At 40.8% G+C, this 16,670-nt stretch carries 14 protein-coding genes and 2 pseudogenes; 8 read left to right on the top strand and 8 right to left on the bottom strand.

Going from position 1 to position 16,670, the window contains the following annotated elements:
* Positions 1 to 54 precede the first annotated feature (54 nt).
* Positions 55 to 168: pseudogene (locus tag CXF95_RS31210) on the top strand (MipA/OmpV family protein); the annotation flags it as partial.
* Between the two features lie 186 nt (positions 169 to 354).
* Here CXF95_RS31210 and CXF95_RS29705 read toward each other — a convergent pair.
* The 3 genes from CXF95_RS29705 to CXF95_RS30080 are packed head-to-tail and all read right to left on the bottom strand — an operon-like array spanning position 355 to position 1,286.
* Positions 355 to 507 carry a hypothetical protein gene (locus CXF95_RS29705; protein WP_157828227.1) on the bottom strand — a complete coding sequence of 51 codons (153 nt, stop codon included), beginning with the start codon at positions 505 to 507 and terminating at the stop codon, positions 355 to 357.
* A gap of 54 nt (positions 508 to 561) precedes the next feature.
* Positions 562 to 1,116, bottom strand: coding sequence for a GNAT family N-acetyltransferase (locus CXF95_RS23370; RefSeq protein ID WP_101200932.1), 555 nt, complete (start codon positions 1,114 to 1,116; stop codon positions 562 to 564).
* Positions 1,113 to 1,286, bottom strand: a complete 174-nt coding sequence (locus CXF95_RS30080) for a hypothetical protein (protein WP_198556684.1) — start codon at positions 1,284 to 1,286, stop codon at positions 1,113 to 1,115. The genes CXF95_RS23370 and CXF95_RS30080 overlap by 4 nt, the downstream gene beginning before the upstream one ends.
* Before the next feature lie 594 nt (positions 1,287 to 1,880).
* On the opposite strand from CXF95_RS30080, the gene CXF95_RS23365 reads away from it, so the two are divergent.
* Positions 1,881 to 2,246, top strand: coding sequence for a hypothetical protein (locus CXF95_RS23365; RefSeq protein ID WP_101200931.1), 366 nt, complete (start codon positions 1,881 to 1,883; stop codon positions 2,244 to 2,246).
* A gap of 442 nt (positions 2,247 to 2,688) precedes the next feature.
* On the opposite strand, the gene CXF95_RS23360 is transcribed toward CXF95_RS23365, so the two are convergent.
* The 3 genes and pseudogenes from CXF95_RS23360 to CXF95_RS23350 all read right to left on the bottom strand — a co-directional run bounded on the left by CXF95_RS23360 (position 2,689) and on the right by CXF95_RS23350 (position 7,797).
* Positions 2,689 to 3,291, bottom strand: a complete 603-nt coding sequence (locus CXF95_RS23360; RefSeq protein ID WP_157828226.1) for a hypothetical protein — start codon at positions 3,289 to 3,291, stop codon at positions 2,689 to 2,691.
* Positions 3,292 to 3,296: 5 nt separating this feature from the next.
* Positions 3,297 to 5,135, bottom strand: a complete 1,839-nt coding sequence (locus CXF95_RS23355; protein ID WP_232788011.1) for an aryl-sulfate sulfotransferase — start codon at positions 5,133 to 5,135, stop codon at positions 3,297 to 3,299.
* A 1,050-nt stretch (positions 5,136 to 6,185) separates the two neighbouring features.
* Positions 6,186 to 7,797 (bottom strand): annotated as a pseudogene (locus tag CXF95_RS23350) (transposase).
* A gap of 408 nt (positions 7,798 to 8,205) precedes the next feature.
* On the opposite strand from CXF95_RS23350, the gene CXF95_RS23345 reads away from it, so the two are divergent.
* The 6 genes from CXF95_RS23345 (at position 8,206) to istB (ending at position 15,411) form a co-directional block, all read left to right on the top strand.
* Entirely contained in the window at positions 8,206 to 8,532 is a 327-nt protein-coding gene (locus tag CXF95_RS23345) for a helix-turn-helix domain-containing protein (RefSeq protein ID WP_101201009.1), read from the top strand.
* Positions 8,529 to 9,767, top strand: coding sequence for a type II toxin-antitoxin system HipA family toxin (locus tag CXF95_RS23340; protein ID WP_101200928.1), 1,239 nt, complete (start codon positions 8,529 to 8,531; stop codon positions 9,765 to 9,767). Before CXF95_RS23345 ends, CXF95_RS23340 begins: the two co-directional genes overlap by 4 nt.
* A 315-nt stretch (positions 9,768 to 10,082) precedes the next feature.
* Positions 10,083 to 11,042 (top strand): integron integrase, encoded by a 960-nt coding sequence (locus CXF95_RS23335; protein WP_101200927.1) that lies wholly within the window; start codon positions 10,083 to 10,085, stop codon positions 11,040 to 11,042.
* Between the two features lie 511 nt (positions 11,043 to 11,553).
* A complete protein-coding gene (locus tag CXF95_RS23330) occupies positions 11,554 to 12,471 on the top strand; it encodes a hypothetical protein (RefSeq protein WP_101200926.1) in 918 nt (305 codons plus the stop codon).
* 611 nt (positions 12,472 to 13,082) lie between these two features.
* On the top strand, positions 13,083 to 14,627 hold the full coding sequence (gene istA, locus CXF95_RS23325) for an IS21 family transposase (protein ID WP_101198246.1): 1,545 nt from the start codon (positions 13,083 to 13,085) through the stop codon (positions 14,625 to 14,627).
* Positions 14,628 to 14,646: 19 nt separating this feature from the next.
* Complete coding sequence (gene istB, locus CXF95_RS23320; RefSeq protein ID WP_101198245.1) at positions 14,647 to 15,411, top strand: IS21-like element helper ATPase IstB; 765 nt, start codon at positions 14,647 to 14,649, stop codon at positions 15,409 to 15,411.
* A gap of 64 nt (positions 15,412 to 15,475) precedes the next feature.
* Here istB and CXF95_RS23315 read toward each other — a convergent pair whose 3' ends face one another.
* Together CXF95_RS23315 and CXF95_RS23310 are read right to left on the bottom strand one after the other, a co-directional pair.
* Positions 15,476 to 15,592 carry a DUF4113 domain-containing protein gene (locus CXF95_RS23315; protein ID WP_369809344.1) on the bottom strand — a complete coding sequence of 39 codons (117 nt, stop codon included), beginning with the start codon at positions 15,590 to 15,592 and terminating at the stop codon, positions 15,476 to 15,478.
* A gap of 208 nt (positions 15,593 to 15,800) precedes the next feature.
* Positions 15,801 to 16,415, bottom strand: coding sequence for a hypothetical protein (locus CXF95_RS23310; protein ID WP_101200925.1), 615 nt, complete (start codon positions 16,413 to 16,415; stop codon positions 15,801 to 15,803).
* Positions 16,416 to 16,670: the final 255 nt, after the last annotated feature.

Here is a 16,670-nt window from a genome sequence, read left to right as displayed (position 1 = left end):
CAAAATTCGATTTAGTCCCTCAAGCAACTTCATTTATTCAAGAATGAGAATTGGCAGATATTCGGTGAAGCACTTTTTGAATACTACAGTAGTGACGTTCGAGAAAGTCCAATTGCTCGTAGTAATTATGAGACCGAAGTAGGCATTGGGTTCATTTATATATTCTAACTTCAATATTAATTGTGCCGTTAGTCTTATAAAGTAAAGGGCTGCCATTCAAATTCCAGAGGCATGAATGTTAGCTAATGGCACCAACCAGCGATATTAAAGATATATATGAACTTCCGCTATCGCTCTTATTGCCTCAATACAATAAACTTTTGTTATATGGTGCTTGACCGCCAGAAATCCCTCTCAATTCCTTTTTTCACGACTGGCGGCAAGCTGCCTGTCACCAAACCCTTCTCTATTTCTGCTAATGGCACTCAGGCGACAGACAGCTTCGAGCACAAACTGATATTGGTGGCCATCAAAGCTGCTGCTAAACACTTCAAAACAGCCGCTCATATCCGAATCTTGAATCGTTCACTATGGGTCTTTGCGTCCAGATGAATGAAATTTTCATTCAATTTGAAGCACTTCGGGCTTAAGTAAAGAAAACAAGAAACGCCCTAAAAAATGCCGGTACATTGCCTCTATCTCTTTTTTAGATATAGTCCCACCGCTTATAAGCATCTCTTGCCGCTCAGCAGGCTCCTTTATAATAAATCCAGTAGAATTGAACCCATTTCTTTCATAAAAAGCTTTACGCTTAACTCTCTGATGGTTGTTTTCTTCTTTCTCATCTAGCTCTTCAATATTTAGTACAATTCTTTTGTCTGAATATTTATTCCTCATTGAATCCATGACTATACTTCCGTAACCACTTGAACGGATCGACACTGATATTGCAAAAAACTTTACAAATACAATGTTTTTATATTCTTTAGCGTAGATAAACCCGACCCAATTATTATGTTCATAAAGAACATCAAAACCATCTTTTCCATTTCTCATTCTATATTTAACAATCCATTGTGGTAGGCGTTGAATTTTTGGAAAAGCTTCGAAAAAAAGGTCTATAACTTTTGAATAGTTAATATCATGTTTATTAAGGGGGCGGAAATTGATGGTCATAATAACCTTGCAAGCCAGTCGAAAGTTAAAATAGTGGTAAAAACTTTTAATCCAATCACCCCAAAAAATACTAGAATTAAGAAGGCTTTAGTTTGTTTACTTTTTATATTATTCCAGAATAAAAGTTTTGCTTGAAGTTCACTTTTTAGTTCATCAAAATCCTTGTTCATACAAAACTTTCTTTATTTTGTGTAGTTATTGATTAACTAGAACAAAATATAGTTAGAGGCACAAACAGAGTTTTGTAACCAGAAGTATTAAGGCTCCTTTGGTGGCGAGAAAGGTTGTCTAAACCAGTTTTTTCTAGCAACCTCTATGCCTCATATTGGAACAAACATTTCCGTCAGGTTTAACTCTCGACTGTCCGCTAGGCTCAGAGCAGCCAGTCAGCATGGCTCTTCTCAATTTCGGCAAATGACACAAACTTCACAGTCAGGTTTAACACTCGACTGTCCGGTATTAGGCTCACAGCTGCCTGATTGAATTATCAAATGACTGCTATGCCCAAGATAGCGGACGTAGCTGTTTATTATGGTTTAGTCTGCTTTGAGCGAAAAGCGGACCTTATCTTCCGTCTCGCTTAGGACAAGAATTCCGACATAGCCGACATACGAACGAAGAATTATATTACTGTATTTTGCTGCTAAAACCCCATATTTAGGAACGTTCCCTCTACGTCGCTTCAGTGCCAACACAAGTCATTCAGCTTTTCTAAAAACACCCTAATTTTGCTCCCTTAGCAGTCATTCAGCTATGCTTAAGCCATGCTAGATGCTAAACATGTTTTCACCGAAGTCATTCTCGATACAGCCTACTCATGGCTATGTAAGCAACGGCGTAACTTTCCCGCCAATGCCGATATTTGGCACCTGCGTTTTCACTGGCACACTATCCGTGGTGAACTGCTGCAAACACTCAACAAACAGGATTACACCTTTATGCCGTTGAGCGTTGTCACCAAAGCCGATGGTGAAACCCTTCACTTGTGGTCATCACAAGATGCGCTGGTATTAAAGATGTTAGCCTTGGCCTTACCGGATGCCTTAGCATTATCTTCACTTTGTACTCATATCAAAGGCCATGGTGGATTAAAAACCACCGTGAGTGACCTGCACTATTCGAGGAATTGAACAAGAGTATTGTGAAGCAAGCAACTTGACCCCCTTTTTTTTTTTAGAGTATTGTGAAGCAAGCAACTTGACCCCTTTTGTTCCTTCAATATGGTAGGGCATCGGTCAAATAAAACTTCACGGCAAACTTTTTCAGAACATCAATACTGACAAAGAGTATAGGACCAATTAACGCTATCGACTTGCTTCTATGACAGCTGCATTTGAGGGTGGTTTTGTGTTTACTCATTTATGGTGTTGGAGAAATTAGCGAAATGTTTGTCGTTGAGGTTAGTGAATAAGCTAGCTGTTAATACTGAAATCTTGATAGTGAGATGCTAAGTACCTTGCCTCAGAATATGGAAGATGGAATATTCAAGCATCATCATGTTTCTCTTGTGTCATGCGCCCTCTTAGGTTTCTATTAGGGGTGAATACCCCAAAAAATCGCATATGGTTGAGTCTAGGCTTCCGAGCCCCTAGCCTTTATAAAGAAATACCAAATGAAGAACACATTCATTATCGGATACCCTAAAATTGCGGCCACGTAAGTGATTGCGAAACTCAGTTGAGAATTTATCACAGCGAAAATCAATCCAAGTAAGGTAGCCAGCCCTGTAAAGAGCAAGAAAAACCTCAAAGCGTATAATTTGACCTTCACTACGTTAGCAGAACTGTCTGTCATCATACGAGCAAAAAGTGCCGCGCCCCCCCAGGTTGTGAACATGACGAATTGATTGGCTTCAGTTTCGCCAGGGCGATTACCTACAAAAATCCACTCTATTGTTATCAGCCCCACGAGCCCACAAACGACGTACGCTACCAAGTCTGCTATACGAATTTTGGAAAAGATGGCATCTATCCATTTACCAACAAAAAAGGCGAATGTCAGATAAAGCACTTCCGTAATAACCACGGCTAAGGCAAAGGAAATCAGACTTCCTTTCCAAAGCACAGAAACCCAGAATTCTTGAATGCCAACATATAAAATGCCAAACAACAAAAAATGAATATACCTTCTCTTGGCATTATTAGCATTTCCTGTACTAATTGTTCGAACTTCCACTTTATTTATTGAAATGACAGTATCGCGGGTGCATATTTTGTCTCTACCCCACGCGCGCTGGCGGTTGCGGCAGTGCTGATGTTATGACATGAACTACCGGTTTCAGTTGTTTCAGCGATTTCCCGCATGCGCACGTAGAGGTGAAAAACTTCTCCTGGCAGGAATTCGCGATTTAATTGCGCAATAGTGCTCTGCTCGCTTATAGTTCCTCCCATAACGGGGTGACCCGGCGAAAAGTCATGTATCGCCTGTAGTGTTCCATCTTGATGTTCGTATACTAGAAAAGCGACTGGACCGGCACTAACCGTATCCAATTCTAGTAGTGGCATGCACGAATTGTAAAACACAGCTGTACCGGCAGCAGCGGAGTTAAAATGGACAGAGGTTGAAGTTACCGAATACAGTACTTTTGGCTGTAATCCAGATTCAAAGCTGTAGGTACCAGCGTCATCATTGGCGAGTGGAGTACCACCGTATGAGTCGCCAGCACACTCGGATGGGTCTTCATCAATTTGGCCATCACCATCATCGTCTCCTGGTACATTACCACTGTCCTCACTGATTAGGTTGTCGCCGTCGTTGTCTATTTCGAAACAAGTGTCGGTTTCAATCCAAGCAGATTTCACCTGCAGTTTTTCAAGTGGCCCTTCAGTTTCCACTGAGGCCGGGTAAAGGCCCGGTATGCGATCACTGCGATATACATGGATGCGCGAGTTCTCTTCGGGACTGAATAGGCGAACATCAAAAACCTCCCTCTCTGGATTAGTGGCGTACTCTATGATTCTTGTATGGCGAGTGCCAAATCCAAGATCTTTACTTGCAATACCACCTTCAAAACTGACATCTGATGCAGTAGCAAGTATATTACCAGTGCCTGGCAACCAATCTGCGTCACCACGGGTACCGGAAAACACAGGACTGGATCCACCAATAACAAATTCCCGAACCTTTTCTACGGTCATCAGGGTCTCGTCTATTTTGTATTCGACGGCACGACTAGAAGTTTCACTGTCAGCAAGTGGTAGCTTTCCGTCGAAAGGACTAGTACGGCGATTACCGTTATCAAAAAGAAGCAGTGTACCGTCGGGTGTAGGCATCATTGCATGTTGGTGATATTGCCAATCGAATAGGTCCTCCGTCGGTTGCAGTAAAAATGGATGAAATTCAGGAGACCAGTTTAGATGATTACCGAGGATCCAAATCAGATCACCGCTAGCGCGCGAGTATTTGAATATTGCATCTTGGTGACGAGCAGAAACTAGAATTGAATCATCGCTGGCATCGTAGAAAACCGCATTAGTGTGAAACGAGTCGAATCCAGCAGCGCTCGGACGCAAAGAGTCATACCCTATGCGAGTTGGATCGATAAGATCAACTAATGGCCAAATTGCAACCACGGTTCCGTCCGGATTAAACTCCACCACTGGCTCGTCACGTACGTATGCAGTTTCCTTTGGCGCGGCCAGATCAGTATCACTGGTGGGGAAGTTATCAACGGACGTTTTGATTCGGGTAAGGCTCATAAATGTCCCTTCAGGAGTGCTTATAAGGTCGTGATGAAGTCCAACACCTGGGTCGATCATTTCAGTGCTGCTGATCACATTGCCTAGCAAGTCGCTCACAATCACTGTGTCTTCGTTGTAACTTGCTTCCGCTCTGCTAGCGAGATAGCGTAAATTACCATTTGGCAATCGTTCGATAAAGTTTCTGACATTGCCTTCGTTGGTACCCAATGATGAAAACCAGACAACTTCACCGGAAGAGTTAAGAACCATGGCGCGTCCCTTAATCGGACTTTGGCGGCTTCCGTTGTAGAGGTCTAGTAAGGTGAGGCCTGGCTCCATGTCCTCGGGAATGCTATCGGAAACATCTATTGTTGGGAAATCAAGTGGTAGAGCAGGTGTCGAAAATAAAATTGCTTTAGACATGACACTCTGTAAGTTGGCGCTGGTAGCTTTTACCTGCAAAGAATATTCACGGTCAGATATGACACCAAGTAGCGGCAAAAAATGACTCGTCTTGAACTCAGAGAATTTTACGTAACGAGTACCACTTATATCTATAATAACAAGCGTTATCTTCGTCGGAACGTCAGTAATGAACTCTACCTGGCCTGCAAGTGGTGTGACACCATTAGGGTTCATTGTTAAAGTAGGATGATATACAAACTCCACAGCGTACGAGTTCGCACACAATACAGTGATCCAAAAGGCAAAAATTAATTTAAACATAAGGCTTGATTCCGTCCATTTTTATTAACAAAATTTAAATTTTTACATCTTTTTTGAACAATAAAACAAGGCCCTGTTCTATGCAAGGGGTATTTTTTTAACTCACTGTAAAAAAACATTTTTAACTTTTATTTCAGGCAACGGTCGAGCTAAACAGCTCAGTTCAGCATTTTAAACATTTTCACTCATATTTTTCGGCCTCATTACCTCATAATCATCAGGTCTCAGCATTAAATCCATTTATTGAGTCAAAGCCTCTACAATTATCATTCTTATGCTCGCTCTAAAGTTTCCGATAAATGGGATTTAGATCCAAACGATAAGCGGCGAGCTTGGTATACCCCATAGGTTAATTCAAAAATTTGATGAAAGTAAAAGGCTAGCAACGTTTAGAGCGACGTGGTCAACTTAATACGACCACTTCAGTTAAGCTACTTTTTATAATTCATTTTTGAGTATAGGTAAAATAAAACGTCATTTTTCCTAAAATCAAAATACATGATGCCTCATGTTTTCCATATTGACATCTATTTCATATTCTTAAGGGAGTGAAAGTCGGCTATTTTTCGTCTATTAATCAACTGTTTCCACGTAATTCAGAATTCAAGACAAGCGCCTCCCGCTGTTGTGAAAACCAGTTTTGCTTATGATGATGAACGGCTTTTATTCAAACAGACTTATCTGAGGCGGTGCTCGACTTTGTGGGGGCAATAGCTCGACGACTTCGTTATTTTTTGTATTCAGGTAACTAAGTATCTTTTGGAGCACTAATGGGTCTTCGATGCTCGCTATAACCTTAACCGCACCACCGCATTGCTCACACGTTTCAATGTCGATGTTAAAAACCCGTTTAAGTCTTTGCGCCCAGGTCATCGATTGGTGTTTTTGTGCCCGTGTTTTTTCCTGCCCTGTCTGCAAGGCTTTTTTTGCCTTATTTCGTAAGGCTGGTGTTATTGTCACGCGGTGCCGACTCTTTGGTGGAGGGCCACCCCGCGAGGGCCGCCCCGCACAAACACACCATGGAATCTAGTGAGGTTTAAGCCGGGTTTGGGTACTAAGGCCGCTAAACGAGCAATAAAATCCAGCGGCTCAAATATGGCATGACTGCGCCGGTCACCGGTGGTGCCGTCACGGTAGGGTGTTTTTAGTTGCTAGCGCACCTTACCGTAAGTCGTTATTACCAACCTTTTTTCTGATACCCCAGAGCGGGTAATATAACGGCACAGCCTTTCCAGTTTTCACCTATCCTGCGCGCTGCTCATGACACCTGCATGGAGACTGAAGCCTGCCACATTTGATGCACAACCTGACGCAAGCCCTTGCTCTGCCATAGGTGCAATGGTTTGCAAGGTAAAGACCTTTCGTCCTTGCTGTTTACCTGTAGCGATACGGTAGGTTATTGAATACCCGAGAATTTGCAACATCGGATCGTCTTCCAGCCCATCCAAAGCCAGGTAGTCATTGTCATCATACCTCACTAATAAGCCCTCGCGCTCAAGAAAACCAGCCACACGCTGGCTAAGGCGGTGAGTAAGACTACTCAGTTCACTTTTTGTCGGCGCTTTTATCGGGTGACCAATTCATCGGGAATGAATTAGGACAACCAAAGGTTGCCCGTAGGGTGAGAAATAGGGATGTTTCTCATCTAAACGCGTTTTGCCATAGTTATCTTCGGCATATACACCATCGATGTAGAGCATATGAAAATGGATATTTAAATTCAGTGCTGAGCCAAATCGTTGGATCAGTGTGACCGCCCCCGTTTGTGCGGTCTGTTTGTTGTAGCCTGTTTTTTAGTGATATGTGTGGCAAGTGTGCTATAGACAATACCCAGTACTTTTCCCATGATGCGAGGATAACTGACACACAAAAATCTAAGTTGAAAAGGGAAGCTCAATACCCATTGCCTAATGGGCTCATGTGACAACACATCATCAACCAGCAAGGCGGCGCTTTCTGCCATTCGCCGCGCACCACAGCTGGGTCTGGCAGACCACGACTAAAACCCTCGGCGTTTACAACTGAATGCAACCAGGTGCTCATGGTGACAATCTTCACAACGTACTCGCAAAAACCCATATTCCAAACGACCGCACTTGAGGTACGCTTCAAATTCTGACCGCACATACTTGGGAAAATCTTTATCTTGTTGCCCCATGTGGCTCAGAAACTGCGGGTAATATTTTTCAATAATTTGATAAAGAAGGGTTTGCTCTGGTTTATGACGTTCATACTTTACCGTCCCCTCTCTTCTGGCATCCTTGACAATAGACATATATCACACCTATACTGTATTTTTATACAGTATAGGTGTGTTTTTTATTGTCGGTATGCTGGAACTTTATAGTGCAAAGATATGGGCACTAGTGGTTGAAAAACTAATTAGCTCGCATGATGATTTTTGGCTCAATATAGTCTGATTGTTCGAATTCTCTTACGTCCGCTATAGGTCGATTTAAGCCTTTTCTAGACTAGAACCTTATGTCGGCTTTTGGCACAAAGTTCTCCTTCAGGTTTAACGCTCGACTGTCCGCTTTTAGGCTCATTGTTGACGTTCACATTCTATATTGAACGATATATGTGCCAAAAAACCTAAGTATGGTAATTATATAGTTTATTTATGTTGATGGTTCTGCAGATGGTCACTATACTTGTCAATATCGTGATAAAAGATAAATATAGCATGCAAAGTAATGTTGCTAATAAACGAAGTGCTGTAATATTTCCTAAAAATAAAAAAATATTATCGGCACTTGGTGAGAATATAAAGTTAGCTAGAAAAAGAAGAACGTTAACGCAAACACTAATTTCTGAGCGAACAGGATTATCCCGTCTTACCGTGAGGAACATTGAGAAAGGTGATCCAGGTGTTTCAATGGGACACTACTTAGTGGTGCTCAGTGTCTTAGGATTAGCAGATGATTTACTAAATGTAGCAAAAGATGATGAATTAGGAAGAAAGCTTCAAGATATAAACTTACTAACGATAAAAGAGAGTAAAAAGAAGTGAGCACTCAAGTTTTAGTATTTGCTGATTGGGAAGCGCTTGAAGGGACTACTCGTTTAGGTACTTTGAGAGCTTCAATAATTCGTAATAGGGAAAGTTTCAGCTTCTCTTATGAAAATGATTGGCTCATGTCTGGTATTGCTCAGCAAATTGATCCTGAGTTACAATTATATGCCGGTGAACAATACACGTGTAATGACAGTAATTTTCGTGTATTTCTAGATTCTTGTCCTGATCGCTGGGGGCGAGTTTTAATGCAGCGAAGAGAAGCTGTTTTAGCTAGAGATGAAAAGCGAAGGCCTATACCCTTACGTGAAATAGATTACCTGCTAGGTGTTCATGACATGTATCGCATGGGTGCATTACGTTTCAAAAAGGACAGTGATGGTGACTTTTTAGATAATAATAACGAACTAGCAGCACCACCTATCGCTTCACTTAAAGAATTAGAATATGCAGCACAACAAATTGAGCAAAACATAGACCTAGACAATCCTGAATATCGTAAATGGTTAAATATGCTAATGTCACCAGGTTCCTCTTTAGGTGGTGCTCGCCCTAAATCATGCGTGGTTGATGAAAATAATGAGTTGTGGTTGGCAAAATTTCCTAGTGGAAATGATGATTACGACGTAGGTGCTTGGGAGTATGTTACGCATCGTTTAGCCTTAGATGCTGGGATTAACATGTCCCCATGCCAAATACACAAGTTTAATAGTGATCATCATACCTTCTTGACTAAGCGCTTCGATCGCACAGCCACTGGTCGTTTACACTTTTCTTCTGCAATGACGCAGCTTGAATACTTTGATGGTGAAGAAGGAGCCAGCTACCTAGAATTAGCAGAATTTCTGACAGTGAATGGTTCAAATACACAAGAAGACTTAGCGCAATTATGGCGGCGTATAGTCTTTAATATTGCCGTGTCTAATTGTGATGATCATTTAAGAAATCATGGATTTATTTATAGGGATCAAGGATGGGTACTTTCACCTGCGTATGATATCAACCCTGTTAATACGGCAACTGGTCTTCATCTAAATATCTCTGAATATGATAATAGCTTGGACTTTGATCTTGCAATGGAGGTGATCGGTTATTTTCAATTAGCCGAAGATAAAGCTCTGCAAATAAAGGAAGAAATTATTGATAGTGTTAAGAAATGGAGTCAAGTAGCAAGTTCAATTGGTATAAGCCGACAAGAACAACAATTAATGACGCCCGCATTCAATATTTAATTTTTCATAATGTAAACTGACGTTTGTAAAATAATATTCCAGAGGTTTGATTATATATCCCAGTCAAGCCTCAGTTAGTGATCTTACAATACGACTCGATTTTGGCGAACGGCTGCAAAGACCAACGGTCGTTCAGCTTAAGCAAGCCGTAATTGGGTTTTACTCAGAATGAGCGTTTGAATATCAATAATTACGTATGACCGTTTTGCCCTAACAAGACCTAAGTGACAAAATAAGGAAGCCACTTCATGTAGTGTCTGGTGGAGCTAAATGGATAGCCCTTTTTTATATACAGTTAATTGAAGTGTGATAATCGTGCCAAAATCTCCTTTTATTGAAAGCATAAGAGCTGAACTCCGCGTTCGACGCTATAGTTTGCAAACTGAGAAATCGTATTTGTTTTGGATACGCAACTTTATCTACTTTAATGACAAACGACACCCTAATGACATGTGTAATGCAGAGATAGAGCCGTTCCTTTCCTATCTCGCAAATCAGAGGAAGGTTAGTAGTTCGACTCAAAATCAGGCTTTGTGTGCATTAATTTTTGTTTACAAACACATCCTAAAGCGAGAAATAGTAGGCTTAGCTTATTCATTTACCAAGCAACCAAGACGCATGCCTTGTGTATTAAGTGAGCAGGAAGTACGGCAAGTGTTATTGCATTTGAAAGGTAAGTATTGGCTTATTACTGCTTTGCTGTATGGCTGCGGCTTGCGAATAAATGAAGCACTAAAGTTACGTGTAAAAGATATTAATTTTGACAACCATACTGTATTTATATTCCGAGGTAAGGGTGGCAAAGATAGATATTCGTTGCTGCCAAAAACTCTTGATGACGCCTTGATAAAGCAAATAGAGTACGCGAAACAGATCCACAAGAGCGATGTTGCACAAGGTCATGGATTGACATCATTGCCTGCCTCACTCATCAGAAAATATGGTAATACTGCCAAAGATGTGTCGTGGCAACACGTTTTTCCTTCTTCTGTTCGGTGTGTATACCCCTATGACGAGTATGTCTGTCGTCACCATATTCATGAAACCGCTTATCGAAAGCAGTTAAGACAAGCTGTAATAAAAACAGATATCGCTAAAAGAATAACAGCCCATACATTTAGACATTCATTTGCTACCCAGGTTTTACGAAGTGGCGCTGACATTCGAACGGTTCAAGACTTACTAGGTCATGCCGATGTTAAAACAACAGAAATTTATACACATGTGATTGGGACTAAATTTGGCAATACACAAAGCCCTATGGATAAAATTTAGGTTCAGCTACACAGCTTAAAAATTACCTGAAGAACTGACTTTAGCCCCTAAATGCTGAACTAGTCTTAGATCTGACAATGTCTGCTATTGGGAAATGTGAGTTCCCTGATATTTATATATGTTTATCAAAAGCACATACTTTTAAATCAATATGAGACATTATAAATGTCGGATCACCTGCCATTAGGATACTAACCGATAATTTCGACAAACCTTAAAAAGTGATCAATATATACCGATTGAACTACGACCGCTTTAGGTCGATTTTTACCAATCTGCTAACGACAAAAATTCCGACAAACCTGACCTTAGCCGAACGACTCCTTTGCCCAAGAAAGCAGACGTAGTGATTTATTGTGATTTAGTTTTATTCGAGCAATCAACAGCCGTTCGTTTAATTAATCAAAACACACTAATACGGACGGTCATTTAAGCAAGTAAAATAAACATTAAGAATGAATTTATAAAGTGTTAATCTCAAGTTTAAAGGAAACAAATAATAAGGAAGGTAATGAAAATATACATTTTTATTTTACTAACGATTGTTGTTGGTTGCACGTCTCAACCAAATAAAGAGTATGTACAAGAAAGCGAATTAGAGACAGTAACGGAGGGTAGCCACTCACAAATCTTAAAAAAAATCGTTCCAGTGGGTGTTTGGGAAGGGATTAGCCGTTCAGGTGCAGAATTTAAAGTGTTAAAAATTACGCCAGATAATCAGCATAGCCTCACCTCTTATAAAATTGCATCTGGTATGCAGGTTTATAAGAAAATTACTTTCGCAAACGAAGATATAAGATGTGATAAATTCAATTGTCATCTTTATACTCGAACGGAAGATGAAAGACTTCAATTAAAAATCACGCTGACAGAATTCATAGGTCAGGACTATTTGGTGACGGAAGCAGTGAAACTAGCATCAGGCGAGATATCTAGTTTAAGTTATGAACTAAAAACTACAAAAGAAAAGTCAACGCCTGAGCGATTTATTGCTAAAGAATCTAAAAAAATAACTGCAATAGTCTCAGAAAATAAAAAAGGTAGATTTGGTTACTGGTCTGGAATATTAGAGGTTTCAAATGAAGAACAATTAAAGTTCGCTACGTTGGAGTACCTGCCTGAACAAGCGGCAACTTTCACGGTTTATACCCCCGGTTTTCCTTTCCAAGCAATTATGACTTTTGATCCTGAATGGTTAAAGCAAAGTGACGGCGAATTAACTACAAAGCTGGAAGGTGCTCCTTTTGCGAGCGAGATTACGCTAAGATATCAGATGTGGAATATGATTGATGGAAATTTTGAGCAACGCTTTGAACGTTACCCAGAGCGTCTGATAGCGCATGGTAATTTCAGACTCTACCGTGTTAAGTCTCCTGAAGATTTTAAACCACCTAAGTGGTTAAAATCCATGCTAGAAAAGTTAGAATGAAAAAAAACTGAGAGGCACCGCTAAAAAATGGGTAACTGTCAGATTAAGTCTAAAATAGTATGATTAATGACCACTCATGGCGCAGGCTGTGTAAAAACCATTTCCAACCCATTATTTGAACAAAAATAGATGTAAATATGTGTTTTACATTAAAATCAGACCAAGTTTCATAACTAATGAAACACAAATTTTACGTAGTATTGTGTAATTAATTTGGTCGTTGGAGTTTTTACACTGTCTGGGCACAAACATCTCCGTCAGGTTTAATCCTCGACCGACCGCTTTTAGGCTCATTACAGACAGTCATCATTGACGCGATTTACACTTAAAATATAAGCTTAAGAGCTAACAAATTATCTTTGGGATATCCCTCAACTTTGTTGTGTATTGCGGGTGCATATTAACATCCAACCCGATCACCTAATAACATTGATGCCGATCACCTAATAACATCCATCCCGATCACTCAATAACATCGAAGCCGATCACTTTTTGGTTAAAATGTTATTCAGTGACCGGCTTAATGTTATTGCCCAACTTTTACTCTTTTTTGTCTGTCCAGTAGGTGTTTTTAACCGTTATTCTTTTCATTTTTGATGGTGAGAATAACTATGCCAATGGCACCTATTTCAATGCGTAAGTTAAAAGAGATTTTAAGACTCAAATACGGCTGTTTGCTCAGCCATCGAAAAATAGCCAAAAGCTTATCTGTTTCAGCGTCAATCGTGTCTATTTATGCCATTCGTGCCACCTCTCTTGGGATCACTAGTTGGCCGCTTGATGAAAAATGGAATGATGAGACGCTTCAACGAGCATTCTTCAAAACCAAACCTAAGAGCAAGGGCTACATCATCCCTAATTGGTCTGTCGTCCAGCAAGAGCTGAGGCCGAAAACGATGACATTGCAGTTATTGTGGGAAGAATATGGTGAGCGGTATCCAGAAGGTTTTTACAGCTACAACCACTTCTGTCGTCTATATAAAACATGGCTAACATGTCAAAAACCGTCCATGCGTCAAAACCATAAAGCAGGTGAAAAACTGTTTGTTGATTATTGTGGACCCACTATGAATATTGTGGACTCAACAACGGGTGAATGCCGCACAGCACAGGTTTTTGTGGCAGTCATGGGCGCATCTAACTACACCTTTGCAGAGGCTACGTTTAGCCAAAAACTCGAAGACTGGGTGATGAGTCATGCACGATGCTTTGAATTTCTGGGTGGCGTACCTGAATTGGTCATCCCAGATAACTTAAAAAGTGCCGTGACAAAAGCGTGTCGTTACGAGCCGGATCTGAACCCAACCTACCAACAACTCGCCGCCCATTACGATACCGTTATCGTGCCTGCCAGACCTTATAAACCCAAGGATAAATCGAAAGCTGAGGTGGGTGTTCAAATCGTTGAACGTTGGATAATGGCGCGACTTCGCAAGGAAAGCTTTTTTAGCTTGCGACAGTTAAATCTAAAAATACAGACACTTTTAACCGATTTGAATCAAAGGCAAATGAAAAAGCATCCAGGCTCAAGGCTATCCCAATTTGAAGCGATAGATAAACCCGCACTGAAACCTTTGCCGTCACAACCTTATCGCTACACCTTAGTGAAACAGGTCAAAGTGCATATTGATTATCACATCGAGATTGAAAAACATTACTACTCGGTGCCACACGCCTTGATCAAGAAAAAGCTAGAAGCACATGCTACGGGGCAACTGGTCACACTTTATCATCAAGGGGTACAAGTGGCCGTTCATCCAAGATCATACCGCGTGGGAGGTCACAGCACCCTGGATATCCATATGCCCATCGCCCATCAAAAACAGCAGCAATGGACCCCCGAACGATTTGAAAGTTGGGCCAGAAAATTCGGAAAATCAACCGAGCAATTTGTCATTCAACTCATGCAAACCAAAAAACACCCCGAGCAAAGTTACCGTGCCTGTATGGGCATATTGAGTTTAGGAAAAAAGTTCACAGACAAACGACTTGAAGCCGCCTGCTACCGAGCGTTAGCAACAGGTGTTACGCGAGTAAACCAAGTGAAAGCTATCTTAGAGAAAGGGTTAGATAGCCAACCTCTACCGGAAAAACAGCTGGATCTTTTAAGTGAGATAGACCATCAAAATATCCGTGGCAATCATTATTACCACTAATAAAACCTAAGGAAACAACATGCAATCAGTGACGCAACAAATCAATACTCAATTAGTCATGCTAAAGCTAAGCGGCATACGTGATGCGTTATCACAACAAAGTGAACAACCCAATCTATACGTCGAACAAAGCTTCGAAGAGCGGTTATGTTTATTGCTTGACCATGAAATAACCCAGCGAGATCAACGTAAAATTGACCGACTGACCCGCCAAGCCAAATTTAGAGTGAACGGGACATTAGCACAGTTGGATTATGGTGCGTCGAGGCAGTTAAACAAAACGCAGATCCGCTCATTAGCGCAAGGTGAATGGCTTCGTCTTCACCAAAACATACTGATCACAGGAGCAACAGGTTGCGGTAAAACCTACCTTGCTTGTGCGTTGGGCCATAACCACTGCCAGCAGGGAGAAAACGTTTACTACTTTAGGCTCAAAGAATTGCTTGAAAAGATGTTTATGGCACAAGCGGATGGCAGTTATCGAAAGTTTATTAACAAACTCACATCAGCGAACTTACTGATCTTAGACGATTGGGGATTAGAGCCATTAACGGGGCAACAACGCAGTGATTTACTTGAGTTAATAGATGCGAGGTATGACACAAAATCGACACTGATTGCGAGTCAATTACCGATAGAAAATTGGTACGATATGATCGGGGAATCCACGCATGCAGATGCGATCCTAGATCGGCTTGTTCACGGGGCAATTAAGTTAGAATTAAAAGGCGAATCCATGCGAAAAAAACTAAATTCCTTGACTGAAGCCGATCACACAAGTTAGATTTTACTGAGTTCTACTGGAAGACAAAAAAGTGATCGTCTTCAATGTTATTGACCGATCGGTTTCATGTTATTACGCATTGCGGGGACAAAAAAGCTCGTCGCATAGCAAATTTTTGCTCAAACCCTTTCGCTGCGATATGCACTTTTGAACGACCATACCGGGCGTTTATTGTATCCATGCAAGTCATCAGTATGGTGTTGTCATTCGAGTCAAAACTTGGTTCTATATTCTAACTTCAGCAGAAGAAGATCATACAAGGCGTCACGCCAAAGAAATGCTGAATGATGCATTTGGAAAGTATTATGGCGAGACTCATCACAATAAATAGGCGAAAAGAAAGGCATAGATAAAAAGGGATCTAATCTTATTCAGGTCACGGAAATGGATTACAACCCTTTTAATCTATCCAAATGTTCATTAGCCGCCTCTTGAATAGCAGCACTGGTTCTCTTTTTGGCATGCATGGCTTTACACGCTAAAAAACCCATTTTAAAAGCATCTTCGATTAATGAAAGCATATATTGAAACGTCGAAGCTCTGAACCTGAGCTTCGCTCTTAATAGTTGCCCTTTATCATGTACATCAATGCCTGTAGGCATTTTTAGTTCTGCAACATGCTCTTTTGCTGTTTGTATTTCCCACTCAGGATCCATTAAATATTCCAGGATCAGATCATAGTTTTCATTACCTAGTCTCGCTTTATCCGCTATAGCCTTTAGACGCTGTAGCGTCTCATCCTTAATGGTTAATGTCGTAGTATTATGTTTGGCGCTATATTTATATTTACGAAATCGACCGCTTAATCTTCTGTGAGCATCGGGAGTGAGGGCAGACTTTAACGTCTTCATCGCTTGTTTCGGAAATTGACCACTGTATGGAGGTATTGCGCCACCATCTGACAAGATATCGTCTATTTTAATGTATTTTTCGACTAAGCCGTCAGTGACAAAACGCACCCAATGTTGGTCTGGTTGTGCTTCTTTACTCGTGCTTTTTGCCATCTCTGTGATGCCTGTAACGTTGAGGTAATAATAGTCGATATAAAAATATTACTACATTGTCTATCAAAATACAGTTATTTGTTACCTGTAACATTTATTCACATCACAAAGCGCATCCGTTCCCTTTATAATTTTTGTTACAGGTAACAATATGATAGATCCAAATTCGGGACAAAATACCTAAGGTTGGATAGTTTTATGCATTTATTGTTACCTGTAACAATTTAATTAAATAAAACTCGCATCACACTACCC

This window comes from Paraglaciecola sp. MB-3u-78, from assembly GCF_002835935.1.
Classification (GTDB): domain Bacteria; phylum Pseudomonadota; class Gammaproteobacteria; order Enterobacterales; family Alteromonadaceae; genus Paraglaciecola.
This window is presented reverse-complemented; position numbering and strand designations above follow the sequence as displayed.

Bases quoted from the DNA above. Each gene is read 5' to 3' on its own strand.
- CXF95_RS29705 (WP_157828227.1), bottom strand. From the start codon at position 507: ATGAGCGGCTGTTTTGAAGTGTTTAGCAGCAGCTTTGATGGCCACCAA.
- CXF95_RS23370 (WP_101200932.1), bottom strand. From the start codon at position 1,116: ATGACCATCAATTTCCGCCCCCTTAATAAACATGATATTAACTATTCA.
- CXF95_RS30080 (WP_198556684.1), bottom strand. From the start codon at position 1,286: ATGAACAAGGATTTTGATGAACTAAAAAGTGAACTTCAAGCAAAACTT.
- CXF95_RS23365 (WP_101200931.1), top strand. From the start codon at position 1,881: ATGCTAGATGCTAAACATGTTTTCACCGAAGTCATTCTCGATACAGCC.
- CXF95_RS23355 (WP_232788011.1), bottom strand. From the start codon at position 5,135: ATGGAGCCAGGCCTCACCTTACTAGACCTCTACAACGGAAGCCGCCAA.
- CXF95_RS23345 (WP_101201009.1), top strand. From the start codon at position 8,206: ATGCAAAGTAATGTTGCTAATAAACGAAGTGCTGTAATATTTCCTAAA.
- CXF95_RS23330 (WP_101200926.1), top strand. From the start codon at position 11,554: ATGAAAATATACATTTTTATTTTACTAACGATTGTTGTTGGTTGCACG.
- istA (WP_101198246.1), top strand. From the start codon at position 13,083: ATGCCAATGGCACCTATTTCAATGCGTAAGTTAAAAGAGATTTTAAGA.
- istB (WP_101198245.1), top strand. From the start codon at position 14,647: ATGCAATCAGTGACGCAACAAATCAATACTCAATTAGTCATGCTAAAG.
- CXF95_RS23315 (WP_369809344.1), bottom strand. From the start codon at position 15,592: ATGGATACAATAAACGCCCGGTATGGTCGTTCAAAAGTGCATATCGCA.
- CXF95_RS23310 (WP_101200925.1), bottom strand. From the start codon at position 16,415: ATGGCAAAAAGCACGAGTAAAGAAGCACAACCAGACCAACATTGGGTG.